The following is a 24,757-nucleotide window of genomic DNA, read 5'->3' as shown; positions in this document are numbered from 1 at the left end:
TTCAATACCTCATTACTGTGTTAAGTTAATTTTCGAGCCTTTAATATCAACGCCGGATTTTCCTGTGGCTGACAGAGATTTTTCCGCTTGTATGTTAATTTCCTGAGCTTGAGTGATGAGATTTTTAGTTGAATTGAGCGTAATATCTTTATCCTGTTGCAGAGAGACTTTATTTTCTCCGCTATTAAGTGCCACGGTGTTTTCTTTGTTATCGAATATTAATGCCTGTTGTTTATCTCCTTGTTTGATCACTAAGGTTTTCACCGGATTTTTTTCACTGGGTTCTACCGGCGATTTATTTTTAGGATTATGCATGGAGCCTAATATCACCGGGAAACGAGGGTCACATTCAAAGAAGCCGATAATCACCTCGTCCCCCGGTTCTGGATAAAAGCAGAACCCACTTTCATGACTGGCATAAGGTTTACCTAAACGTGCAAAGAGTGCACCTTGGGTTAGGTTTAATGCCGGTATTCTGACGGGAATACGGCCTAGCGATTGGCTGTCTTGCTGATATTTTTCCACGATACCGATGTGTAACTCTTTTACCTGCGGCACCGGAGGGTCTACATCCGGCAACATGCCTAAGGTTAATCGGGTGCGCCAACCTTGCCGCTGGTTAATTATCTGATTTACACCGGTGATAATCCCTTGACCATCCATTCCCTGACCAAAGCCGTTTAACGCCAGAACATTCCCCGGTTGGTAATGATGATTACCTTCGATTTCAAAGCTACCGGATATATTATGACTGCGTAAGTTATCCATAATGCCTTGAGCAAGATGTTTGGCTTGTTCGTTATCCAATGGATAGCTGTAAGCCCATTGCCACGCTTTATCAGCTAGCGCATCGATACTGTCCACGGCCAGCTTGTTACTGCCAAGCTTGCTGTTTTGGGTATTGATTGCCTGAGAAAGCTTTTGTTGAGTCACATCCCAGGCGCGTATACTCACGGTTTTGGGGTTGTGTTGGTTATTCCACTGGAGATCCGCTTCAAATAGCACAATGTTTTGATCGCTGGCATGCCGATGAAGGGTATGCACAGTTGACTTATTCAGTGCCTTAGGTGTTATCAAGGTAACTGATTCATTACCGGGCAATAACCAGGTGTTAGTGGCAGTCAATCGGCTTTTTAGGAATGCCCAGTCATTGCAACGAAATTGCACCATTTGTTCATGAACGGTTTTGAGTTGCGGCGCCTGTTTGATCGTCGTTTGGATGCCATTCTGATTAAAGAGTTTTTTGATAATCGCCTCATCACTCTGTTTATTAAATAGCTGTGAGTGAAAGCTATGGGTTAATTTTTGCAGGTGATGTTTTGCTGTCAGGGTAATGATGCTGTCTTGACCTTTAAGACCCAGTGTTTGCCGCACGATAACGCCCTTAAATAACACGGTTTTTTGCATCTGCACGATAACTTCATGATTCGGGCGACAGCTTGTCAATTCAGCCTGCGTCTTGGCGTCAAAAATATGGCTGGCATCACCGGCTATGCCTAGAGTGATGTTGGCCGAAGGGATGCCGTTGATGTGATGGTGGGTTGTCAGGCTGATTACGGTAAATTGGTTGAGTGTCTTACCACCTATCTTGATGATTACTGTGGGTATTTTCATGTATCCCTCCGTGCTTGTAAGGTTTGTCCGGGGGTAAAGTCATCAAGATTATCCAGATCGTTTTGCCAGGCCAGAGAGAGATAATCGATACCACCTGCCAGAGAAGCGCCGGCGCCTAAAGCAATCAAGGGTAAGGAGAGCATGTCTGTGACGCTAACCGCAGTGGCCGGTGGCGATTTTAACTGCCGCTCGGTGTCCTGAATCACTAAGCTTTCATCTGCCACTAAAGATAAGGTCGCACTGGCCCGTAAAGGGGTGGCGTCCCGGTCAAACAGGGTGTAGTTGATGGCAAGGCCACTGGCCCGGCAGGCAAAATAACCTTTATTTTCCCAGCGCATTTTTCCCCATTTGATTTTAAGGAAGTGGGGTACTTTGGTGCTGGCGTCAACCGCACACAGTGATTTTAGGGTCGCAAGCTGAGTTTCTATTGGCGTGCTATTGCCGGGCATCGATGCATCAAATAGCAGGACTAAGGATAATCCGGCAGGTTGGGATAATATATAGCGGCTGCTTTGGTTGGCACGATTGACACTTTCATCCTGTTGGTAGCGGGTTTGGTAATCAAGTTGGATCGTATCGGGGTTATACATGGCTTGTAAGCTACCCACGGAAATTTTGCCTTCCCGATCTTTGAAGGCTGTTAAGGTGAGTCTGGATAAACCGCGTTCAATTAAACTCATAATCGCCTCCTGTTTCACGTAATGCCTCTAATACTTCCCGTTTCACCATCTCAACTAAACGGGCGTTATCCAGCTTTTCTTGGGCTAATGTTCGTGAACTGAGTTGATCATTCGTCGGATCGGTGACTTTAGCCTGAATAATCAGTTCCTTAATTTCTACAGTCATGCTTTTACTCCTAACCAGCGCATATCCTGATAACGTAGTTCTAGTGCGCTCACCAACACGGTGTTGCTATTAGCATCAAAGTCGCTGGTGGACCAACGAACCGGTAGCGCGTTACTGACGGTCCAGCTTGCTACAGGTAACGTGTTTTCGTTCAGCAGCATGATGACGACATCGGCATATACCGCTTTCTCACCGCGCAGCACGCGATCAAATATTAAGGTGAGTGGGGTGATGGTCATGACACCACGCTCCAATACCAGACTGCCATGTTGGATCTTTTCGGTTAGCCAGACATTTCTGGCGTTTTCCCCGCCTTGGCTGTGTTGAGTGGTTTGCAGTTCTCGGCTCAGGCCCGATATGCGCTGAAAGGCGATATCAAGTGGGCTGGGAATGTTGTTAAACAGAAAACTGGCGATAAAACGGTGTGATACTGACGGGGTGTATAAGTTGTACATGTTTTTCCCCTGTTGAGATTAGCTAGGTACGGTATTGTTACGGATATCAAATGTCAGACTCAGCTCAATAAATTCCGCCGGAATTAACAGGGCCAGCCTGATTTTCATGATCATCTTTCCGGCCAGGATATCGGCTTCACTCATTGATTCATTAACACCCAGTAACACCTCAAATGCTTGATCTTCCTGAGTGCCGCGCAATCCACCTTTTAACCATAACTGACGTAACCAGTTGTGGGCTTGACCTTTAAATTTCATCCAGGTGATGGCGTTATTGGGTTCAAAGACGAAGGCTCGGCCAAGTTGGGTCATGTGGGTTTCGATATAGGAAACCAGTCGGCGAATTTGGATATAACGCCAAGGGGAACCCGGCGTGTTGTCCAGTGTGCGGCATCCCCAGATTTTAATGCCTTTGCCGGGGAAACTGCGAACCAGATTCAACGAAGTGCCTTCTTGATTAAGGTTAAGGAGGGCGCCTGCTTCAATGTAAGAGCGTACTGGGCTGATCACCTTGGTTAAAGCGACATTGGCAGGGGCTGTCCATACGCCTTTTTGGTTGTCATTGCGTTGTATAACAGCGGCGACCGCAGCGGTAGGTGAAAGTACGATATGTTTATCTTGCTCCTGGTAGGTGCTTATCAGCCTTGGCCAGTATACGGCGCCCCATTGTCGATCACTTGAGGAAAAATCAGCCAGACAATTAGCAGCTAATGTTGGATCGTCAGGAGCATCCAGTAATCCCATGATGCCGCGTCGGCTTTTGCAAAGTTCAAGTATTGACTGCCAATATTGTAGCCAAAGGTCTTTTGGAGTGTTGGTATCACTAAAACGAGCAATATCAGGTACAACAATCAATGTAATTTCGTTCTCTGTGGAAATGGCTTGTTTAACCCAGTCCTGTTGTAGGGCGGTAATCAATAATTGAAAATCATTTAGCGATTTATCATGGCCCAGTGATAGGACATAAGCTTGCCGACCACTGTTTTCAAAGAAGTGGCGCACTGAATAATAGGTTAATCCTGATTTACCAAAATGTTGGGTAAAGTCAGTCAGGCTGTTTAGTTTAATGGCGGTTTTATTACTTGAGCTTTTTTCGGTATAACCAATAAAAACGGGGACACCGATAAATTCATTGTTTGGTGGCAGAGATATACGGCTTTCCGTTATCATGACGCCCGGCTGTTTTGTCTCTGTTGTCATTATCATCTCCTCAATGACTGAATGGACGCGGTGTTAAACCGCGTCTCAGTACGGTTACTGTGCTACATGTTGCGAGAATTGAAGGATAATAAATTCAGCCGGACGAACCGCCGCCATACCGACTTTGACAATCATTTTGCCTTGTTTGATATCGTCATCGGTCATGGTGATATCTTTACCAATCTGGACAAAATAAGCTTCTTGCGGTTTATTTCCCGCGAGTGCTCCTTGTTGCCAAAGTTGATAGAGGTAGTTGTCGATGGCTGTTTGTACCCGCTTCCAGGTTGGTTGGCTATTAGGTTCAAAGACGGCAAATCGCATTGCCCGCTTAATATCCCGTTCTGCCGCATTAAATAAACGTCGTACCGGGATGTAACGCCAGTTGTCCGTTTGGTCTAATGTGCGAGCTCCCCAAATCAACGTGCCTTTGCCGGTAAAGTGACGGATAGCGTTAATACCGGCTTCATTCATGGTACCTTGCTTATCATTTGTGATCGGCTCAGATGGTTTAGCATTATTCAATGCCACATTAGCGGGTGCTTTCCAGACACCACGACTGGCATCGGTTGTTGCATAGGCACCCGCAACGGCGGCACTAGGGGGTAAGGTAATTTTAGTGGTTTTCAATACGTCATCGACGGCTTTTTTAGCTTTATCATACTCCGCTGTTGATTTTGATTTCAGTTCTACCAGCTTAGCCAAGTTTTCATAACCACTCAGAGCAATATCAGCATCCGCCGGACGGCTATAAGTAAAAGAGGTCTCTAAATTAGGGTAATAGACAGCGGTTTTATCCTTTTGGGTATCTGGCTTATTTGTTCCATCTTCGCTATCAGCAATTAGGAAGTAACCTACTTTATCCTTTAATAGAGAATTTACGGCGTTATAAACGTTCTGTTTTAACGTTGTATTCGTTTCAGGACAGACCAGTAAGGTAATCTCCTGTTGTTTTTCAATCAGGTCTGGCAGCGTTGCTAATTCTTCTCCTTCTTCCACCGGCAACAGATAACAGACTCCACCACCATTATTAAAATAGTGTTGTACAGCAAAGGCACTGAGAGGAATGGTTGTGGCTGTGACAGTGGCGGCATAGGTATAGGTTTTTGGGGAATTCTCACTGTTACTTGTAGCCATCACTGATATGGCCGGTGAAAGTGAAAACTGAGAAGTAAAATCCAACCAACTAGTAATTCTAATACAGCTCCCTTTTGCTGGCTGACTGCCGTTTTTTTTTAAAAATTTACCAATAAAAACAGGAATAGCAGTTGGGCTGGTATTAACCGATAGAGATAGCGAGGCGTCTTCTTCAATATAAACGCCGGGATAAGTTGTTAATGTTGGCATATATTGCCTCCAATTATTGGGCGATATTTTATACCCGTCATCTTTCAAGTTGCTTCTTTGTTGGCTGCACTCACTCACCCCGGTCACATAGTTATCTATGCTCCCGGGGATTCGCTCCCTTGCCGCCGCGATGCATCTTGAAATCTATAGGGTATATGTGAACTGTAGGATGGTGAATTTAGTTGGACGGGTGGCAGTTATGCCAATTTTGAGCATCATTTTGTCCCGTCTGATATATCAGTCATCGTGATACTTTAAGCAGCCTGAATGGTTACTCGGTCTGCGGTAAGTTTTATTTCTTGAACGGCGATATCATTGCTGGTGGCATCAAAAGAGGGGGAAGTTAATGAAGTTGGGAATGCATTTGCTACGCTCCAACTCATTAAAATTTCGGTACCGGCTTCATTGGTCAGGCTAATTGAAACGTCTTTTTTCTCAACTTGATTAAGCTGAATGGAATTAAGCCAGTCAAAAAGTTTGGTATCGCCAGGGAATACCCCTTTACGCAGCGTAATATTGATTAATTGACGTTGGCCCGGCATTTTATAGTAATTACCGATGCCATCTTTGTACTCGATGACATCATAAGTAATGTCCAGTCCCGAAACGCTGTTGAAAGGGATTTGTTCATCACCCACGGAGACAACAAATCGATAAGTTGGTATTGGATAGTCAACAGCAATTTGTTCTGTTGTTATGGTCATAGTTATTTCCTTTATTTTTCATGTGTATTACATGTTAAGCGCGATTATCGCTTTGTTTTGATTAGCACTGAACTATAGACAATAGCTACCGCACTAACCTGGTTTTTCTTGGTTACTCTTTATATAGAAACGTTACTCGGTGAATTTGAGATCATATGGATGATCACATTGGATTATAGTCAATCAATGTTAATTTCAAATATCAATTGTTAATATTTAAAATTATCAATCAATAAAATTATTTCTATATAAATTATTTTGTAATCACATGGTTATATTTTCCTATAAAAGGATGAATAAATGGTGTGTTATAAATTTTGATATGTAAAAGATGCTAAGTTTCGGCAAAGAGATTTATTAACAGAAGGTTACGTATAATTCTTTTTTCAGGTCTAATATGTCAGGTTATTTGATTTTAATAATGAAGAAGGGAGATTAATGTTGTTATTTATAGTTTTCCTATAATAACAACTATTTTTTGTTATGATTCTTATAGAGATAACCTGGATTTGTTTCCTTTACTTATTTTCATATTCCTATCTATTATTAACAGGCTATGATTCATATCGTTTGGATTTTATGGATAAAGTTATTTTTGGTTTTAAACCTGATTAATCTGTCTAAAGGAATATTATCTTATGAATTACAAATGTTTATTAACCATTTCAACCGCAGTATCGTTTGCCATTCTTAGTCCTTCATCATTTAGTCACGATAAACTTTCCCTTCCTGCTACGGAAATCACTAAACAAATTAATGTCGAAATGGCATCAACTTTGCCATTCAATGACAAATCTGATTTTGATGATGCGAAACGAGGTCTTATCGCCAGGCCGGATTCTCTGATTATTCGTGATGATAAAGGTAAAGTTATATTAGATCTCGATAGTTACCGTAAATTTATTACTGATAAAACACCTGCGCCAGACACGGTTAACCCTAGTTTGTGGCGTAATGCGCAACTGAATATGGAATATGGGCTCTATAAAGTGAGCGATCATATTTATCAAGTACGTGGTTATGACCTGTCTAATGTGACCTTTATTGCAGGAAATACCGGGTGGATTGTTTTAGATCCGGCGACATCCACGGAAGCAGCAAAGGCAGCCTACGATCTGGTCAGTAAACACTTGGGTAAAAGGCCGGTAGTGAGTGTGATTTACAGCCATTCTCACGTTGATCATTACGGTGGTGTGCGCGGTATTGTCAACGAGGATGATGTTAAAGCCGGAAAAGTGCAAGTTATTGCGCCAGAAGGTTTTATGGAACAGGCTGCTAGCGAGAAGGTGATCGCCGGTAATGCTATGAGCCGTCGGGCTGTTTATATGTTTGGTACTGTATTGCCGCGTACTCCCCAGGGGCATGTGGGGTCGGGTTTGAGTTTGGCATCGGTGGCTGGAACGGTAACGTTGATCCCACCAACGCGTACTATCAAACTTACGGGCGAAAAAATGACGGTTGATGGTGTGGATATGGTATTTCAGGTAACACCTGGCACGGAAGCTCCCGCTGAGATGAATACGTGGTTTCCGCAGTGGAAAGCGATGTGGATGGCGGAAAATACGACGAATACCATGCATAATATTTTGTCGTTGCGGGGTGTCCAAGTACGCGATGCTTTAGCTTGGTCGAAATATATTGATCAAGTCATTGAATTATATGGGGATCAGGTAGAGGTAAAATTTCAGAGCCACCAATGGCCGATGTGGGGTAAAGAGCGTGTGGTGGATTATTTCAAAAAGCAACGCGATTTATACAAATATATTCACGACCAAACAGTGAATCTGATGAATAAAGGTTACACGGGTGAAGAAATTTCTGAGATGCTCAGATTGCCATCAGAGCTTGCACATTATTTTCCCAACCGTGGCTATCATGGCGCACTGAGTCATAACGTTCGTGCGGTTTATCAGTTCTATATGGGGTGGTACAGTGGAAATCCTTCTGATTTGAATAATCTGCCGCCGAAACCTGCTGCGATTAAATATGTGGAATATATGGGAGGGGAAGATGCGTTGATCAAACGTGCGCAGGCTGATTTTGATAAAGGAGAATACCGTTGGGTAGCGCAAGTAATTAAGCATGTTGTTTTTGCTAACCCCGATAGTATGGCAGGGAAGGTATTGCTGGCTAAAACCTATGAGCAATTAGGTTATCAATCTGAATCAAATTCCTGGCGTTCGAGTTATTTGCAAGGCGCATCGGAACTGCGTCATGGTGTGCCAAAATCTGGCGGTCTGAGTACTAGCAGCCCGGATACGATTCGTGCCATATCACCGGAGATGTTATTTGATTATCTGGCAGTGCGGTTGAATGGGCCTAAAGCTGCTAGTAAGAAATTGGTGATGAACATTAATCTTACCGATCTCAATAAGCGCTATACACTGACCGTGGAAAATGGGGTACTGAATTATACGGGTAAACAGGTGGCGCAGGCCGATGTCACATTGACGTTAACCAAAGCTATTCTGGATAAAATTCACTTGGGTAAAGAAGAATTTGATAATGAGGTGAAAAAACGGAATGTGAAAATTAAGGGAGAGCGCGCTAAGTTTAATGAGTTCCTTGGTATGCTGGATAATTTTCCATTCTGGTTCAATATAGTGACACCCCGCGCCGAATAAAATGTGATGTAATTCTTCCCTTTGATTGTGGATTTTTAATAACAAACTACAGCTTAATCGCTGTAGTTTGGCGCAGAAAGTGTTGTGAGAAAAATCAGACCGCAGGGCGGGCGACAATATTACGCGTTTCCATTCTGACTTCCTCAATACGAACATCAATAATGTCGTTCAATTGGTAAGCGGTTTCACCTTTGATAATCACTGTGCCGGTCTCTTGGCTACATTGCAGTTCATCACGCACCGCATGCAGGAATGGCGCCGGTATAAAGGCTACGGCGCCGTTATCGACCAAGCGAACACGTAAACCGCCACGGGTAATATCAATGATTTCCGCAGTAAAGCGTTGCTCTGTTCCTGCATGGGAGTGCAGGAAGCGTGCGTATAGCCAATCTCCTACATCACGTTCGGCCATACGATTCAATCTGCGACGTTCGGCCAGTTGCAAACAGGTTTCTTCTGAGGGTTGTTCCACATCCGTTTTTTGAATAATCGCTTTTAGTAAGCGATGGTTAATCATATCGCTGTATTTACGGATCGGTGATGTCCAGGTGGCGTAAGCCTCAAAACCGAGACCAAAATGAGGACCGGGTTCAGGTTTAATTTCTGCGAAAGTCTGGAAACGACGAATGCGACTATCAAGGAATTGTGTTGGTTGTTTATCCAATTCACGGCGTAATTTGCAGAAGCCGTTTAAGGTCAACAACTCTTCTGTATTGGCATCTATACCATTTTCTTGCAGTAATTCAACCACTTGTTCAATTTGCAGCGGCTCAAAACCCATATGGACATTGTAAATACCAAAACCTAATTTATCGCGCAGGATTTTTGCGGCGCACAGGTTAGAAGTGATCATCGCTTCTTCAACAATACGGTTGGCTGTACGGCGTTGTTCTACCACGATATCCAGTACATAACCATTATCGTCAAGGATGAAGCGGTAGTCAGGACGATCTTTGAAAATAAGCGCGTTTTGGTGGCGCCATTGGTTACGGCGATCACTCATTTCTTTCAGGAGAGTGATTTGAGTTCCAATTGCCTCAGAAGAAGGTTTCCAGGTTCCTGTTTCTTCCAGCCAGTCGGAAACTTCGTCGTAAACCAGTTTAGCTTTTGATTCAACCCAGGTAGAGAAAAACGCAATATCATCACCCAGTTGACCATCTTCCAGAATGGAAACCTGACAAACCAATGCCGGGCGGCGGGCGTTAGGGCGCAGAGAGCATAAATTTTCTGACAGGTCGCGCGGCAGCATAGGAATGTTAAAACCCGGCAGGTAGTTAGTGAAAGCACGTTGATGGGCGATTTGATCCAGTTCGCTGTTAGCCGCGATATAAGCGGTTGGATCAGCGATGGCGATACTGAGTTTCAGGCTGCCATCATCTTGCTTAACGATATGCAAAGCATCGTCCATGTCTTCCGTGGTTGCACTGTCGATAGTGACAAAATCCAGTGACGTTAAGTCAATGCGCTCAAGATCACCATCGTTCATTTGGCAATCGGCAGTCATGGTGGGAGCATCACGTTCCAGATTATGGCGAGTTAGTGTTACCCACCAAGGGGCGTAGTGATCGCTACTCTCAGTAATATAGCCGGTAATTTCCGCATGAAACCCACGGCTGCCTTTCAGTGGGTGATGGCGCATTTCAGCGACGGCCCAATCACCATGCTGAAATGGATGTGTGACCTGATTGGCTGGCCGACAAGGGATAGCATCTTTTAACAGTGGGTGATCAGGAACGATCCATAAACGGTTATCGTTTTCTTTTTTCTGGATACGGCCAACGAAGCGATTTAGAAATGGTTCGACCAATGTTTCTGGTTCGGCGATCTCTCTTTCTTTATCAGTATGAATAGCGGCAGTTACTCGATCGCCATGCATAACTTTTTTCATGTGTGGGGGGGGAATGAAATAGCTTTTTTGCCCATCGACTTCTAAGAATCCGAATCCTTTTTCGGTACCTTTGACCAAACCTTCTACTCGAAGTGTTTGGGAATGAAGTTGCTGTTTTAGCTGTGCAAGCAGCGGGTTGTTTTGAAACATAATATCCGCGGAGAAAGTTAGAGGGTTATTATCAGATAGTTTTTGGAATAACAGTTTTACGCGAATTGGCGGTGTCGAGCAAGCAACATCTGCAAAATAGCGCAAGACAGTATGGAAATTGCAATGAAAATTACAATAGTTACTCAGGGTAAATTTTTTCTTTAAATTCACATAGATCTTCAATAATACAGGAGCCACAACGAGGTTTACGAGCTATGCAGGTATAACGACCATGTAAAATAAGCCAATGATGACAATCAACTTTAAATTCGGCCGGAACGACTTGCAGTAATTTATTTTCGACTTCATCGACATTTTTACCGGGCGCGAATTGAGTACGGTTACAAACGCGAAAAATATGGGTATCGACCGCAATAGTCGGCCAACCGAAAGCAGTGTTTAACACCACATTGGCCGTTTTGCGGCCAACACCCGGCAATGCTTCCAATGCGGCGCGATCTTCGGGAACTTCGCCAGCATGTTTTTCTAGCAATATTCGGCAGGTTTTAATTGTGTTTTCCGCTTTGGTGTTATAAAGACCGATTGTTTTTATATACTCTTTCAACCCATCTACACCCAGATTCAGAATTGCCTGAGGGGTATTTGCCACGGGATAGAGTTTTGCTGTGGCTTTATTAACACTCACATCTGTCGCTTGCGCTGAAAGCAATACTGAAATAAGTAACTCAAATGGTGTTGTGAAAACTAATTCAGTTGTTGGCTTTGGGTTGTTATCCCGTAAGCGCGTTAAAATTTCGATACGTTTCTGTTTGTTCATATCAAATAGAACTCTCCGATTCTTGCGACATTGTTATTGTACTGCTTTTTTCTTTTATTGCTCTGGTTTTCATTTTTTCGTCAATAAGATATTTGGCTGCCAGCATTAACCCCAAACCGATAAAAGCGCCAGGAGGTAAGATCGCTAACAGGAAAGGGGAATCCATATGAACGATTTCTATTCGTAATACCTTAGCCCAATTACCTAAAAGTAAATCAGCGCCATCAAATAGGGTTCCATTGCCGAGAATTTCTCTAATGGCACCGAGAACAAACAGTGCACAAGTTGCTCCTAATCCCATTGCTAATCCATCAATAGCAGAAGGCACGATCGGATTTTTCGCCGCATAGGCTTCAGCACGACCGATAACAATGCAGTTAGTCACAATCAGCGGAATAAAAATCCCTAGTGATTCATACAGGCCAAAAGCGTAAGCGTTAATCAACATTTGGACGGTACTAACAACCGAAGCGATGATCATAACATAAATTGGAATACGGATCTCGTTGGGTACCCAACGGCGCAAGCTGGAAACCGCAATGTTGGTACAGACTAGAACCAGTGTCGTTGCCAGCCCTAAACCAAGCGCGTTGGTTGCAGTGGAAGAGACGGCTAACAGTGGGCACAATCCTAGCAGTTGTACTAAAGCGGAGTTATTTTTCCATAGCCCTTGGATAAATAAGTTTTTGGTTTCGTTCATGATTTTTCTCCACAGGATTCTAGAGAAGAGAGATGTTCAGGTATGGTCTGTAAATAAAGCGCAGTCCGTTTGACTGAGTTTACCACGGCGCGTGGGGTAATAGTGGCGCCGGTAAATTGATCAAACTTACCGCCATCTTTTTTCACCGCCCAGTGCCGGTCATGATTAGAGGTGATGGTTTTCCCTGAGAAGACATTAATCCAGTCTGAAATCCGGGTTTCAATTTTATCCCCTAGTCCTGGGGTTTCATGATGTTCTGTAACCCGTACACCAAGCACTTTTCCTGAGAAGTCTGCCCCAACCAGTAATTGAATAGCGCCGGAATAGCCATCCGGTGCCGTACTTTCTAGCGCTGCCGCCACGGGTTGACCGTTTTTACGCGCCAAATAGAGACGATGAGGCAAGTTATTGCCCAGAGCATCAGCATTGACTAGATAGCATTCGTTTTGTATGTCGTTGTCATACAGAGCTGGCGGAATAACCTGATCAAGCAGCGACTTGTGCTGTAGTGCGGCCTGTTCCGCGATAGTGCTTTTGGTGAGTGAATTCACGATAGCTGTCAGCCCGGTGGTAATTGCGGCAAAAATGGCTAACGTGATGCCGTGACGTCGCATGGTTTCTAACATAACGGCTCCTTATTTATGCCCGTAAACGCGGGGTTGGGTGTAATGGTCAATAAGCGGCACGGTGATATTCGCCAGTAAAACCGCAAACGCTATCGCATCAGGATAACCACCATAAACACGGATAACCCAAACTAACAGGCCAATCATGGCGCCAAACACCAAACGACCTTTGGGGGTCGTAGAAGCACTGACGGGATCGGTTGCAATAAAGAATGCGCCTAGCATGGTGGCACCGGAAAACAGTTGTAATAATGGCGGCGAATAACGGGATGGATCAATCAGCCAGCTTGTAAGTGCACATAAGCCTAATACTAGGATAAATGCCACAGGAATTTGCCAGGTTATCACTTTTCTGTTCAGTAGAATCAGCCCACCAATAAGATAGGCAATATTGACCCATTGCCAGCCGATACCCGCCAGAGATCCTTGTAATATAGGTTGGCGAAGAACGTCATTGATATTGTGGGTCAATAAACCGGTTTTGAAGCTATCCAGCGGTGTGGCCTGGCTAATCCCATCGAAACCTTGTTGCAACTGCTGTAATGTTGTTCCATCGGGGGTATGGCCGGTGAAGATCACCATCAGGCAGTCTAGCGGTGTAATTTGTGTTGTTAGTAAATCCATAGGAGGCAACCAACTGGTCATTTGTACTGGGAATGATATTAGCAGCACGACATAACCGACCATTGCCGGGTTGAATGGATTTTGACCAAGACCGCCATAGAGGTGTTTGGCAATAATCACAGCAAAGACAGTTCCTAATACAATCAGCCACCAAGGGGCCAGCGGAGGAAGGCTGATCCCTAAAAGTAAACCGGTCAGTAATGCAGAATTATCCTGCAAACGAGGCATAACTGCCTGTTTACGCAAAGACAGGGCAAATGATTCCGCAAGCAGAGCGGTAATCACCGCAAGCAGGATCTGGAACAAGGTACCGTAACTAAAGAAGTAAGTTTGTACCGCGATACCGGGTATCGCTGCCAGCACAACCCACAGCATAATACGGCTGGTATTTTGCTGGTTGTGTGTAAAAGGCGAACTTGCGACTTTTAGTTTTTTATTGTCAGTTTGAACGGGTCTGAATTTCATTTATAACAATCACTATTCTATTGAAACTTTCTGTTGTTCCTGAGTGCCTTTTTGGGCTTTAACCCTGGCGATGGCGGCAGCAATTGCCGCTTTACGCGGATCAGTTTCTTCTGTTGGCGGTATCTCTGCCTGAGTTTCAGTTGATTGCTGAGTCTGAGCCTTCTTGGCCTTAACACGAGCAATAGCGGCCGCAACGGCCGCTTTACGCGGATCAGTTTCTTCTGTTGGCGGTATTTCTGCCTGAGTTTCAGTTGATTGCTGAGTCTGAGCCTTCTTGGCCTTGACACGAGCAATAGCGGCCGCGACGGCCGCTTTACGCGGATCAGTTTCTTCTGTTGGCGGTATCTCTGCCTGAGTTTCAGTTAATTGCTGAGTCTGAGCCTTTTTGGCCTTGACACGAGCAATAGCGGCCGCGACGGCCGCTTTACGCGGATCAGTTTCTTCTATTGGCGGTATTTCTGCCTGAATTTCAGTTAATTGCTGAGTTTGAGCCTTCTTGGCCTTGACACGAGCAATAGCAGCCGCAACGGCAGCTTTACGTGGATCAGTTTCTTCTGCTGGCGGTGTTTCTGCCTGAATTTCAGTTGATTGCTGAGTCTGAGCTTTCTTGGCTTTGACGCGGGCAATAGCGGCCGAGACCGCATCTTTACGAGGTTCACTAGCGGTGGTTTCTGGTTCTTTCGTTTCCAGTGATGGCTCTACTTCCTGATGTTGAGCTGCTTTCTTTGCTTTAGCTCTGGCAATCGCTGCTGCTAATGCGGCTTTGCGTGGATCTTCCGCACTTGTTGGTTCAGATGGAGCAATATTAATATTTTCAGCCGCCTGTTTTTCCGCCTGACGAGCGCGAAGTTGCTCTTTTCTTGCCTGACGAGCCGCTATTACTGCGGAATTATCGGGTACTTGCCCCGGTTCTATAGCAACAACTTTACCTGCGTCAGCCTGTTTTTCCTTCACCCGGGAAAGTGCATCTTGTACAGCACTTTTATCTTTATTATCAATTTGAACGGCCGATTTTTTGTGTCGTTCTTCACGGGCCAATTTTTCTCGTTCCATACGGGCTTGTTTAGCTTCGAAACGAATTTTGGCTTCCGTTGAACGGCGGTTTTCCTGATCCAAGGCCCGAATTTCGGCTTTCTCCTGGCGATAATATTGCACCAGAGGAATATTACTTGGACAGACATAAGCACAGGCGCCGCATTCAATACAGTCGAACAGATTGTGATCTCTGGCCTTTTCGTGCTCTTGTCCACGACTGAACCAATAGAGTTGTTGCGGCAGTAAACGGGCAGGGCAGGCTTCCACACATAATCCACAACGAATACAAGCCTCTTCCGCTGTATTTGAATCCATTTCCTGATGGGATGGCGCCAGAATACAGTTACTGATTTTGACAATGGGTACGTTGAGGTCGGGCAGCGTGAATCCCATTAAAGGGCCGCCCATAATGACCATCTGTTCTGATTGTGGTTCAAATCCGGCTAACTGGAGAAGAAATTGTACCGGAGTACCGAGCCGCGCCCAGAAGTTACCCGGTGAGGTAACTGCTTCTCCAGTAAGCGTAACGACTCGCTCAATCAAAGGTTCTCCATCGATAATGGCACGCTTGATTGCAACCACTGTGCCTACGTTCTGCATCAGCACGCCGATAGCGGAGGAACGGCCGCCGGATGGAACTTCTTTACCTGTCAGGATTTTGGTCAGTTGTTTAGCGCCGCCGGAAGGATATTTGGTCGGGATAACCCGGACGATAATCGATTTATCGCCTTTTAGCGCGGTTTTAAGTTCTTTTATTGCTTCTGGCTTATTATCTTCGATACCAATCAGGATCTGCTCCGGTTTAAGCAGATGTTCCAGAATATGAATGCCCTCAATAAGTTCGTCGGCATGTTCCTGCATCAGACGGTCATCCGCGGTAATATAAGGTTCGCATTCTGCCGCGTTAATGATCAACGTCTTAAGGCCATGCCGACCGCTTTGCAGTTTAGCGGCGGTCGGAAAGCCGGCTCCGCCTAAACCTGCGATACCTGCCTGATGGATTCGGTTCAGGATTGTCTCTGTATCTAGTGATTGATAATCCAGTGTCTGAATGCGTGTACACCATTGGTCGGCGCCATCAGGGCGCAAACGAACACATAACTCTTTCAACCCGGATGGGTGCGCGGTAATACACGGTTCAATGGCAATGATGGTGCCGGAAGTTGATGCATGAACCGGTACCGTGCGACCAATACCAAATGTTAAAGGTTGGCCTTTAAGCACCTTATCACCCGCTTTAACCAGCAACTCGCCTTGCGTACCCAAATGTTGTTGCAATGGGATGATTAACTCTTCCGGCAGTGGCGCGATGCGTAAAGGAGCTTGGCTGGATTGCAGTTTCATTTCAGGTGGATGAATACCACCGGCAAAATCCCAGATTTTGTTTTTATTGAGTAAATTGAATAAGTTAAACATGATGTTCAGCCTCAATATTTTTAACTGGGATACTGTTGATGGAAACGGCGTGAGATGGCTGAACAGTAATATTTTTAATGGGAATGGTTTTTAAATCCCATTTCCAATTAGCAGTGGTTGTGGCTACAGGGATCATCGTAATGCAGTCTGTTGGGCAAGGAGCAACGCATAGGTCACAACCGGTACATAAGTCTTCAACAACGGTATGCATGGCACGGGTAGCGCCGACAATAGCGTCTACGGGACAGGCTTGAATACATTTGGTGCAGCCGATGCAATTCTCTTCATCGATAAAGGCGACTTTGCGGGCTGGATTTTGTACGCTTGCATCGCCATCTAATGGTTGTGGATCGACACCGAGTAGCTCTGAAATTTTCAGCATAGCTTGTTCACCACCGGGCGCACATTTGTTAATCATCTCACCATTATTCGCTATGGCTTCAGCATACGGGCGACAACCAGGATAACCACATTGCCCACACTGGCTTTGCGGCAGAATATCATCAATGTTTTCAACAATAGGGTCCTCTTCCACCTGAAAGCGGCGGGCAGCAAACCCCAGGATTAACCCAAAAATTAACCCTAGTGCACTGAGTGCACCAATAGCAATCCATAATGATGTCATCAGAACTTCACCAAACCACTAAAGCCCATAAAAGCCAAGGACATTAAACCCGCAGTGATAAGACCAATAGATGACCCCTTGAAAGGGGCGGGGACATCAGCAACAGCCAGACGTTCACGAATAGCGGCAAACAGTACCATAACAAGAGAGAAACCGGCGGCAGCACCGAAACCATAGATAGCGGATTGTAAAAAATCGTGTGATTGATTGATATTCAGCAGCGCCACACCAAGTACAGCACAGTTAGTCGTAATCAACGGCAGGAAAATACCCAATAACCGGTATAACGTCGGGCTGGTTTTGCGTACAACAAGCTCGGTGAATTGCACCACCACCGCAATAACAAGAATAAAACTCAGGGTACGCAAATAGATTAAATCCAGAGGTAATAAAATAAAGGTATTCACCAGCCATGAACATACAGAGGCCAGTGTCATAACGAATGTTGTTGCAAATCCCATCCCGATGGCAGTTTCCAGCTTTTTAGATACGCCCATAAAAGGGCATAAGCCGAGGAATTTCACCAAGACAAAATTGTTAACCAATACGGTTCCAACAAATAAAAGAAAATAGTCAGTCATTGCTGTGCCTGAAAATGAGTTTGTTTACTTTTTATTAAGTTGACTTTTATTAAATTATAAGTATGCCCTTGTCTTACCAGGGGCAATCTATTGTTAATGATAACAACCAAAGAAAGTTGAGGTTATCGATCTTGTGTGAAAGTCATTTTGACTCGATGAGAGCGTTTAATGTAGGGGACGAAAATAGCGGTTGCCAATAGTGGCCATGCTAATGCGCGTAAAGCCATTTGATCAGGAATAGGGGAGAAAGCGAAAGTTTTCAATGCAATTAATATGGTAACAATAAGCCAAATAATAAAAATTTGCGGGAATCTTTTTGATCGAATGAAAAGCAGTTTCAATACCCATAGGGTGTAACACCACATTACCGCAGTAATGGCAACAGAAAGAAACCACATTAAAGTAAAGTGATTATGCCCGGCACTCAATGCATTGTTTTGACTAAAAAATGCCACGATATATAAGGCGAGCATTATACTGGCGCTGAGAAAGGTCATAATCAGATAAGCTGCCGGAGCCAGAATCCAACCATTAATTCGGTGGTAATCATTGGTTTGATACATAAATCATTCCACTTGAAGCTATACGAAAAAAGAATAATAGGCGATTCTGATGACTTAGGAAATAGGTTGTAGGAATAGATTGGTTGAAAGATCTTCAAGGGTAGATTCAGAGATAATTTGCTCAACGGTCATTACCAATGATATTTTTTACGGATGCTGAATTGCTGCATATTATTAATGAGTTTGAGGGGCTGTTATGCGTGAGCTGTTAAAGGTTGGGTTGGTGGGGTATGGTTATGCGAGTAAAACGTTCCATGCACCGTTAATTGCCGGCACTGCTGGTGTTAAATTGGCCGCCATTTCCAGTAGTGATGCTGAAAAAGTGAAATCAGATTGGCCAAATATTCCGGTGGTATCCTGTCCTGAGGATCTTTTTAATGATCCCGACATTGACTTAATCGTTATTCCGACACCTAATGATACGCATTATCCTCTGGCACGGAAGGCATTGGCAGCGGGTAAGCATGTTGTGGTGGATAAACCATTTACCGTCACCGTTGAACAGGCTGAATCTTTAAAAGAGCAGGCAGAAAAGGCGGGTTTATTACTTTCTGTATTTCATAACCGCCGTTGGGATTCTGGCTTTCTGACGATAAAATCGTTAATTCAAGAGAATCGTCTGGGCAAATTAAAATATTTTGCAGCCCATTTTGATCGCTATCGCCCGGTTATACGTCAAAGATGGCGTGAAGCGGCAGGGCAAGGAAGTGGTATTTGGTATGATTTAGGCCCTCACTTACTCGATCAAGCGGTTCAACTATTTGGTAAACCACAATCTATTACCGCTGATTTGGGGATGATCCGCCCACAAGCGGCAGCAGTAGATTATTTCCACGTGTTGTTGAATTATTCGGATATTAAAGTGGTTCTTCATGCCACAACTGTGGCGGCGGCTGAATCTGCTGTTTATATGTTGCATGGTATGGAAGGCAGTTATGTGAAATATGGTCTTGATCCTCAGGAAGAACGGTTGAAAGCAGGGGAAAGACCGCCGCATGCCGATTGGGGATATGATATTCGTGACGGTGTTATGACACTGTTAAGTGGAGAGGAGTTAGTGACTGAACATGTACCGACTTTGCCTGGTAATTATTCTGCTTATTATGCTGCTATCCGTGATGCGATTACGCTAGGTAAACCTAATCCAGTCACGGCAAGTGAAGCAATTCAAATTATGAAATTAATTGAAGCCGGTATTCAGTCGGCAGAACAACAACGTACAGTGGCAATTTAAACTTACTACCTTGTTGTGACTTTTTAATTTACTACTTAGCCTGGTTTGCCGGGCTAATTATTTGCAAAGCAAGGAAAATGATAAATGACTTGGTGGCAAAGATTAAAAATAGATCCTTTTTTGATGGTATTAGTGACGGTAGTTGTTATTGCAACATTTTTTCCTTGCGAAGGTGAAATAAAAGTAGGATTTCAACGGTTAACCACAGCGGCTATTGCTCTGTTGTTCTTTATGCATGGCGCTAAATTATCTCGTCAAGCTATTATTGCCGGCATGGGACATTGGCGGCTTCATTTAGTTGTTTTTTTCAGTACTTTTGTCTTATTCCCAATTATCGGATTAGGACTGAATTTACTAGTACCCGAAGTCATGACACCAACGATTTATTGGGGATTCCTTTATCTTTGCGCATTACCGGCTACAGTTCAGTCAGCTATTGCTTTTACTTCGGTTGCTGGTGGTAATGTTGCCGCGGCTATTTGCAGTGCTTCGGCATCCAGCATTTTGGGCGTGTTTTTGTCGCCAATATTAGTCGGACTGATGATCCATACGCAGGGAGAAGGCAGCCCCGATACATTGGCAGCAATAAAATCTATCGTCCTTCAATTGATGGTTCCCTTTATTATCGGTCATCTGTCGCGGCCATTAATTGCACGTTGGGTGGAGAAACATAAAAAACTAGTGAATATAACTGACCGGTCATCAATTCTTTTGGTGGTTTATGTGGCTTTTAGTGAGGCGGTTGTAGAGGGCATATGGTATAAAATTGATGGTTATTCGCTACTGATGATCGGGGTTATTTGCTGCATTATGCTGGCGATTGTGCTGATTATTAATACTTATACCGCTCGCTGGTTGGGTTTTAATAAAGAAGACGAAATTACGATTGTTTTTTGTGGTTCGAAAAAGAGTCTGGCTAATGGCGTGCCAATGGCGAATGTGCTATTTCCGGCGGCGACGGTTGGTGTAATGTTGCTGCCGTTGATGATTTTTCATCAAATTCAGTTGATGGTGTGTGCAGTATTGGCGCAACGTTATGCCAAGAGGTTAAAATAGAAATAGTTATAAATCTATAATAGGGAATTGTTGTAAATATATGTTTATATATTAATGATATTTACAACAATGTAATATTTGACTACGAAATTTAAATCGTAAGTTTCTATTTGAATTTTATATTGCCCCAATGAATGCAATTTTATATTTCAAATATTTTTCTTCCGAGATCTAAGACTAAGGAGTTTGGAGTCTGGTCATGTAAAACCTCGTTATCCGATAAGCGCTTTTGCTTTAGCTCTTATATCTTCCAGTTCTGAAGAATTAACATTGCCTTTTTTTGTCACTTTTCTGGCTCGCCAATCAACGCATGTTACCTGGTCAGCTAAGGCGACACTATCGCGGCTTCCTGATAGTTCAACTTCAAAAGGATAATCTTTTGCTTTCGTTGTGCAAGGAACACAGAGTAGTAACCCCACTTTATTGTTATATGCAAATGGACTCAGTACTACTGCGGGGCGATGGCCTCCCTGTTCGTGTCCAGTCACAGGATCAAAGTCAATCCAGATAATATCGCCAGCATCAGGCACAAAACGAGAAACCATCAGATCAATTCCTTACCCACGGGAGAACCAAAATCTATTTTTTCATGAATATTTTCCGGTGTAATTCCTGCTAATAGCGCATCTGGAGAATACTCTTTCGCCCTGACTGGAATAATGATAATTCGACCATCTTCGACAGTAATATCAACAGTATCATCGACATTAAGTGAGGCGGCTTGCATGATAGCTACCGGAAGACGTACAGAAGGGCTGTTACCCCATTTTTTCACTACTACTCGTGCCATTTTTAAATCCTCAAAGTATCAACAATGAAGATACTCTACTTGTGTGTTGTCATAATGCAAATGAAAACTGTTTTTGAAGCGGGAGTTTAGGAACCGGAAATAACGACGAAAGGGCTTGTTCACCAAAAGTTCTGCTTAAAATTTCGATAAGACGAATGTCGATATCGCGATTTTGACGGGCAGAATGGATACCGTCAATAATCGCCTGGTGCTATGATAGATATGCTGTGCATCGTCCTGATATCTTTTTGGAAGAAAAGTATTAGAACGATATTGAAGGCTTTATAATCTCAATGAATTCATATTTAATGAGTTTATTGAAGAATTCCTAAACAGATTAAATAATTGCTTATCTCTACAAGGAAACTACACTCTATCAGATATGCATAATTTTAAAGCCTCTTTTCTTGAAATAAAAAGTAAGATCAAGGAGTAAAGAATTTATGACTCTAAGTATAATCATCCCTTCTTATAACAAAAAAGAAAGTCTAATGTCTTTGCTCTCTTTACTAAACAAGCAAAGTTCGGATTTTAATGACTTCGAAGTAATAGTTGTAGATGATGGTTCTAGCGATGAGACTTGTCTCGCTGTTACTAAACGAGTTTACAACTATAAACTCAAGTATATATATGTACCTGACGAAGGTTTCCGTGTAGCCCGAGCGAGAAATATTGGAGTTAAAAATGCAAAAGGGGAGCTACTGGCGTTTGTTGATGCTGACGTACTTTTGCCAAGTGATTTCGTTAAGAATGTGATTAAGTTCCATAGCTCTAACCCACAATCAGTTTCGATTGGAAATGTATACGGTTTGTACTCTGAAAATAAATGGGATCTAAAAGTTGACTTAGATGATGTAGACAGCACAATTAAAAGGATGAAAGAACTGGGTGTTGGCAAAGATATTCGCCAAAGCTCATACGCGAGATTCAACTATAAATTATGTTCCATGCCTGCACCTTGGGTTTTTTTATGGGGAACAATATTTAGTGTAGAAAAAGAACTCTTTGAAAAAGTGGGCTGTTTTGATGAACATTTTAAATCATGGGGTGGTGAAGATATTGATCTTGGTTTCCGGCTTCACAAAGCTAATTATCAATTTCATTTGTTTGATGGGATAGAAGGTATACATCTGTCTCATCCAGAGGATGATGATGAAAATTATAAGACCAACTTAGAAAATAAAAAGTATATTTCTGAAAAGTATAGTAATGAAATGACAGATTGGCTTATAAAAGAAGAAAATATATTTAAATTAAATGATTTAATAATTTCACAAAATACTAACGAAAAGGATTTTTAATATGATTAACGTTGCTATTGCAGGTGTTGGAAATTGCTGTTCTTCTCTCTATCAAGGGATTTATTTTCACTCAGATAGTGATCCAATAATTAATAATCTAGGTATTTCAATCAAAAATATTAATGTGAAATCTGCATATGATGTTGATTGTAGGAAAGTTGGTTTACCAATATCAAAAGCAATTTTAGTAAGTTATAAGCAAATCATTAGCCTAACCAAATTGACTAGACCAACAAAAATGGCTATGTTTAAAGTATGTACAAAAAGAGGTCATTTTATGGAAAAAGTTAACATCTACGACGATAAAATTAACTTGTCCAAAACGCAAGCTCGGTTTCCTCAAAGGCAAAGGTAGCGTCCCCACCAATTTTGACGATATGAACAGCACTGAAGTTATTAATATGTTTGAAGGAAAATATTCTTAATGGATTTGCTTTTAGATACCAATATTCTGCTATTCATGGCATATGAATCGGAAAAATTGAATTGAGGTTGGTTTGATTGAAATCCCCATAAAGGTACAAGCTCAATTGAAAAAATATTACGTAGCCATTGCAGCAATATTAATAGTCGTATTTATATCGAAGTGACGTTTAGCACCGCATTCGCCACATTTCCATTGGGGCATGGATAACATTAATTGCTCATTAATATGACCGCAGAAAATTACTCCAAATAAAAAATTTCCCTATATTTTAGTAATGCAGTAATTGGTGCAATTAAAAAAAACAACGCTAATCCAGCACATAAGATTTTAATTTTTACTGTTTTAGCCGTTTTAACTGTCGTGAATACAAAAAATAAGCCTAACGGAACAGAGATATACCAGAAATGACCGAAATACAATACGTAAATCATAAACAGCCAAATTATTACTGCTGTTGCTTCATCTAATACGGACATATTCCAGAACTCCTAACGTGTTTTGATAGATAAATCATAAGGTCAAAACTACCAAAAAATCCACTAAAATCAACTAGAACCTATCATGTAGCTATTACTGCGTTTATATTGCGGTGACGTCCATATTCAGCACTATACGAACTACATATTTGTACATTATATTTCAAGTAATAACCACAATCAGGAATGGGAGATTCCATTCCTGAACTATTTGTATTTAACGACTTGCTGCTTTCATGCGTAATGCCTGTTTTTCTGCATCACTGATAAAAGCGGTTTCCAGCCCGTTTATCTGAGCTTGGCGAATTTGCGCGATAGATAAACCTGCGGCAGGTGCGGCAACTTCATATTCATGGCGGATGTCTATACCTTCAACGGCCGGATCATCGGTATTAATGGAAGCAAGAATACCTTTTTCCAGAAATTGTTTCAGTGGATGATCCAATAAAGAACTAACGGTGCTGGTTTGAAGGTTTGAAGTTAAACAGACTTCAATACCAATACGGTTTTCAACCAAATAATCCATTAATCCGGGATCGGTAATGGCTTTTACCCCATGACCAATACGAGTCGCGCCTAATTCACGAATGGCTTGCCAAATACTTTCAGCGCCGGCGGCTTCACCGGCATGGATAGTTATGTTCCAGCCAGCATCACGGGCTTTGGTAAAATGAGATTGAAAAAGATGGCCGGGAAAACCTAACTCGTCACCCGCCAGATCCAGCGCAGTAATATGTTGTTGGTGAGCTAGTAGGGCAGCTAATTCTTGAGTACAAGCTTGTTCACCAAAAGTTCTGCTTAAAATTCCGATAAGACGAATGTCGATATCGTGATTTTGACGGGCAGAATGGATACCATCAATAATTGCCTCAACGACCCCTTCAACCGGCAATTTGTGATTCATCGCCATGTAATAAGGGGAAAAACGTAATTCAGCATAGTCAAGCCCAGAATTGATAGCATCTTCAACGTTCTCAATAGCAACACGACGACAAGCGTCCAAATCAGCCAGTACCGCCACTCCCCAATCAAGTTTTTGCAAAAAGCTTACCAAGCTCGGTTCATTGTTAATAATTTGTACGTGAGGGCGTAGTGATTCCAGATCATTTGCTGGAAGCTGAATATTATGCTGGGTGGCAAGATCTAAAATAGTCTCCGGCCGGATATTTCCATCAAGGTGGCGGTGTAAATCTGTCAGTGGGAGTTTTATGTCAATCACATTCCAGTCCTTTTTT

At 43.0% G+C, this 24,757-nt stretch carries 25 protein-coding genes; 5 read left to right on the top strand and 20 right to left on the bottom strand.

Annotated elements, in window-relative coordinates; all coding sequences use genetic code 11:
• Positions 1 to 12: 12 nt before the first annotated feature.
• From B0X70_RS12160 to B0X70_RS12130, 7 genes are all read right to left on the bottom strand, one after another.
• Complete coding sequence (locus tag B0X70_RS12160; RefSeq protein ID WP_217471600.1) at positions 13 to 1,614, bottom strand: phage baseplate assembly protein V; 1,602 nt, start codon at positions 1,612 to 1,614, stop codon at positions 13 to 15.
• Positions 1,611 to 2,294, bottom strand: coding sequence for a CIS tube protein (locus B0X70_RS12155; protein WP_217471599.1), 684 nt, complete (start codon positions 2,292 to 2,294; stop codon positions 1,611 to 1,613). Before B0X70_RS12155 ends, B0X70_RS12160 begins: the two co-directional genes overlap by 4 nt.
• A complete protein-coding gene (locus tag B0X70_RS12150; protein ID WP_217471598.1) occupies positions 2,281 to 2,460 on the bottom strand; it encodes a DUF5908 family protein in 180 nt (59 codons plus the stop codon). Before B0X70_RS12150 ends, B0X70_RS12155 begins: the two co-directional genes overlap by 14 nt.
• On the bottom strand, positions 2,457 to 2,915 hold the full coding sequence (locus tag B0X70_RS12145; RefSeq protein WP_065391978.1) for a phage tail protein: 459 nt from the start codon (positions 2,913 to 2,915) through the stop codon (positions 2,457 to 2,459). Before B0X70_RS12145 ends, B0X70_RS12150 begins: the two co-directional genes overlap by 4 nt.
• Positions 2,916 to 2,933: 18 nt before the next feature.
• Positions 2,934 to 4,115: a phage tail sheath family protein gene (locus tag B0X70_RS12140; protein ID WP_217471597.1), complete on the bottom strand. Its 1,182-nt coding sequence runs from the start codon at positions 4,113 to 4,115 to the stop codon at positions 2,934 to 2,936.
• Positions 4,116 to 4,169: 54 nt separating this feature from the next.
• A complete protein-coding gene (locus tag B0X70_RS12135; RefSeq protein ID WP_217471596.1) occupies positions 4,170 to 5,459 on the bottom strand; it encodes a phage tail sheath family protein in 1,290 nt (429 codons plus the stop codon).
• Positions 5,460 to 5,713: 254 nt separating this feature from the next.
• The gene (locus B0X70_RS12130; RefSeq protein ID WP_036805841.1) at positions 5,714 to 6,163 is read right to left on the bottom strand and encodes a contractile injection system inner tube protein; all 450 of its coding nucleotides are present in this window, start codon (positions 6,161 to 6,163) and stop codon (positions 5,714 to 5,716) included.
• A gap of 638 nt (positions 6,164 to 6,801) precedes the next feature.
• Between B0X70_RS12130 and B0X70_RS12125 the strand changes: the two genes are divergently transcribed.
• Positions 6,802 to 8,787 carry an alkyl/aryl-sulfatase gene (locus B0X70_RS12125; protein WP_217471595.1) on the top strand — a complete coding sequence of 662 codons (1,986 nt, stop codon included), beginning with the start codon at positions 6,802 to 6,804 and terminating at the stop codon, positions 8,785 to 8,787.
• A 94-nt stretch (positions 8,788 to 8,881) separates the two neighbouring features.
• Here B0X70_RS12125 and B0X70_RS12120 read toward each other — a convergent pair whose 3' ends face one another.
• The 9 genes from B0X70_RS12120 to B0X70_RS12080 form a co-directional block, all read right to left on the bottom strand.
• Positions 8,882 to 10,825, bottom strand: coding sequence for an exoribonuclease II (locus B0X70_RS12120; RefSeq protein WP_036806573.1), 1,944 nt, complete (start codon positions 10,823 to 10,825; stop codon positions 8,882 to 8,884).
• Between the two features lie 139 nt (positions 10,826 to 10,964).
• The gene (nth, locus tag B0X70_RS12115) at positions 10,965 to 11,603 is read right to left on the bottom strand and encodes an endonuclease III (protein ID WP_036776177.1); all 639 of its coding nucleotides are present in this window, start codon (positions 11,601 to 11,603) and stop codon (positions 10,965 to 10,967) included.
• Position 11,604: 1 nt separating this feature from the next.
• Positions 11,605 to 12,303 (bottom strand): electron transport complex subunit E, encoded by a 699-nt coding sequence (locus B0X70_RS12110; protein WP_217471594.1) that lies wholly within the window; start codon positions 12,301 to 12,303, stop codon positions 11,605 to 11,607.
• Positions 12,300 to 12,929, bottom strand: a complete 630-nt coding sequence (rsxG, locus tag B0X70_RS12105; protein ID WP_217471593.1) for an electron transport complex subunit RsxG — start codon at positions 12,927 to 12,929, stop codon at positions 12,300 to 12,302. Before rsxG ends, B0X70_RS12110 begins: the two co-directional genes overlap by 4 nt.
• Before the next feature lie 9 nt (positions 12,930 to 12,938).
• The gene (gene rsxD / locus B0X70_RS12100) at positions 12,939 to 14,018 is read right to left on the bottom strand and encodes an electron transport complex subunit RsxD (RefSeq protein WP_110087167.1); all 1,080 of its coding nucleotides are present in this window, start codon (positions 14,016 to 14,018) and stop codon (positions 12,939 to 12,941) included.
• Positions 14,019 to 14,030: 12 nt separating this feature from the next.
• Positions 14,031 to 16,469: an electron transport complex subunit RsxC gene (gene rsxC / locus B0X70_RS12095; RefSeq protein ID WP_217471592.1), complete on the bottom strand. Its 2,439-nt coding sequence runs from the start codon at positions 16,467 to 16,469 to the stop codon at positions 14,031 to 14,033.
• On the bottom strand, positions 16,462 to 17,094 hold the full coding sequence (rsxB, locus tag B0X70_RS12090) for an electron transport complex subunit RsxB (RefSeq protein ID WP_036805859.1): 633 nt from the start codon (positions 17,092 to 17,094) through the stop codon (positions 16,462 to 16,464). Before rsxB ends, rsxC begins: the two co-directional genes overlap by 8 nt.
• Positions 17,094 to 17,675: an electron transport complex subunit RsxA gene (gene rsxA / locus B0X70_RS12085; RefSeq protein WP_011146612.1), complete on the bottom strand. Its 582-nt coding sequence runs from the start codon at positions 17,673 to 17,675 to the stop codon at positions 17,094 to 17,096. The genes rsxB and rsxA overlap by 1 nt, the downstream gene beginning before the upstream one ends.
• Before the next feature lie 122 nt (positions 17,676 to 17,797).
• Complete coding sequence (locus B0X70_RS12080) at positions 17,798 to 18,238, bottom strand: DUF2569 domain-containing protein (RefSeq protein ID WP_036805863.1); 441 nt, start codon at positions 18,236 to 18,238, stop codon at positions 17,798 to 17,800.
• A gap of 196 nt (positions 18,239 to 18,434) precedes the next feature.
• Here B0X70_RS12080 and B0X70_RS12075 point away from each other — a divergent pair, with 196 nt between their 5' ends.
• Positions 18,435 to 19,472: an oxidoreductase gene (locus tag B0X70_RS12075; RefSeq protein WP_217471591.1), complete on the top strand. Its 1,038-nt coding sequence runs from the start codon at positions 18,435 to 18,437 to the stop codon at positions 19,470 to 19,472.
• Between the two features lie 84 nt (positions 19,473 to 19,556).
• Positions 19,557 to 20,528: a bile acid:sodium symporter family protein gene (locus B0X70_RS12070; protein ID WP_217471590.1), complete on the top strand. Its 972-nt coding sequence runs from the start codon at positions 19,557 to 19,559 to the stop codon at positions 20,526 to 20,528.
• Between the two features lie 212 nt (positions 20,529 to 20,740).
• Here B0X70_RS12070 and mazF read toward each other — a convergent pair whose 3' ends face one another.
• Both mazF and B0X70_RS12060 read right to left on the bottom strand, forming a co-directional pair.
• Entirely contained in the window at positions 20,741 to 21,073 is a 333-nt protein-coding gene (gene mazF / locus B0X70_RS12065; protein ID WP_040148713.1) for an endoribonuclease MazF, read from the bottom strand.
• Positions 21,073 to 21,318, bottom strand: coding sequence for an AbrB/MazE/SpoVT family DNA-binding domain-containing protein (locus B0X70_RS12060; protein ID WP_217471589.1), 246 nt, complete (start codon positions 21,316 to 21,318; stop codon positions 21,073 to 21,075). Before B0X70_RS12060 ends, mazF begins: the two co-directional genes overlap by 1 nt.
• Before the next feature lie 443 nt (positions 21,319 to 21,761).
• On the opposite strand from B0X70_RS12060, the gene B0X70_RS12055 reads away from it, so the two are divergent.
• Together B0X70_RS12055 and B0X70_RS12050 are read left to right on the top strand one after the other, a co-directional pair.
• Positions 21,762 to 22,619 carry a glycosyltransferase family 2 protein gene (locus B0X70_RS12055; protein ID WP_217471588.1) on the top strand — a complete coding sequence of 286 codons (858 nt, stop codon included), beginning with the start codon at positions 21,762 to 21,764 and terminating at the stop codon, positions 22,617 to 22,619.
• 1 nt (position 22,620) lies between these two features.
• Positions 22,621 to 22,974: a hypothetical protein gene (locus B0X70_RS12050; protein WP_217471815.1), complete on the top strand. Its 354-nt coding sequence runs from the start codon at positions 22,621 to 22,623 to the stop codon at positions 22,972 to 22,974.
• 311 nt (positions 22,975 to 23,285) lie between these two features.
• Here the strand turns inward: B0X70_RS12050 and B0X70_RS12040 are convergent, their stop codons facing one another.
• A complete protein-coding gene (locus B0X70_RS12040) occupies positions 23,286 to 23,522 on the bottom strand; it encodes a hypothetical protein (protein WP_040148716.1) in 237 nt (78 codons plus the stop codon).
• Between the two features lie 217 nt (positions 23,523 to 23,739).
• Positions 23,740 to 24,741 (bottom strand): adenosine deaminase, encoded by a 1,002-nt coding sequence (gene add / locus B0X70_RS12035; RefSeq protein WP_040148717.1) that lies wholly within the window; start codon positions 24,739 to 24,741, stop codon positions 23,740 to 23,742.
• Positions 24,742 to 24,757: the final 16 nt, after the last annotated feature.

Source organism: Photorhabdus akhurstii (genome assembly GCF_019090985.1).
Lineage (GTDB): Bacteria > Pseudomonadota > Gammaproteobacteria > Enterobacterales > Enterobacteriaceae > Photorhabdus > Photorhabdus akhurstii.
Note: the sequence above shows the minus strand (reverse complement) of the source record. Positions and strands in the feature narration are given on the sequence as shown.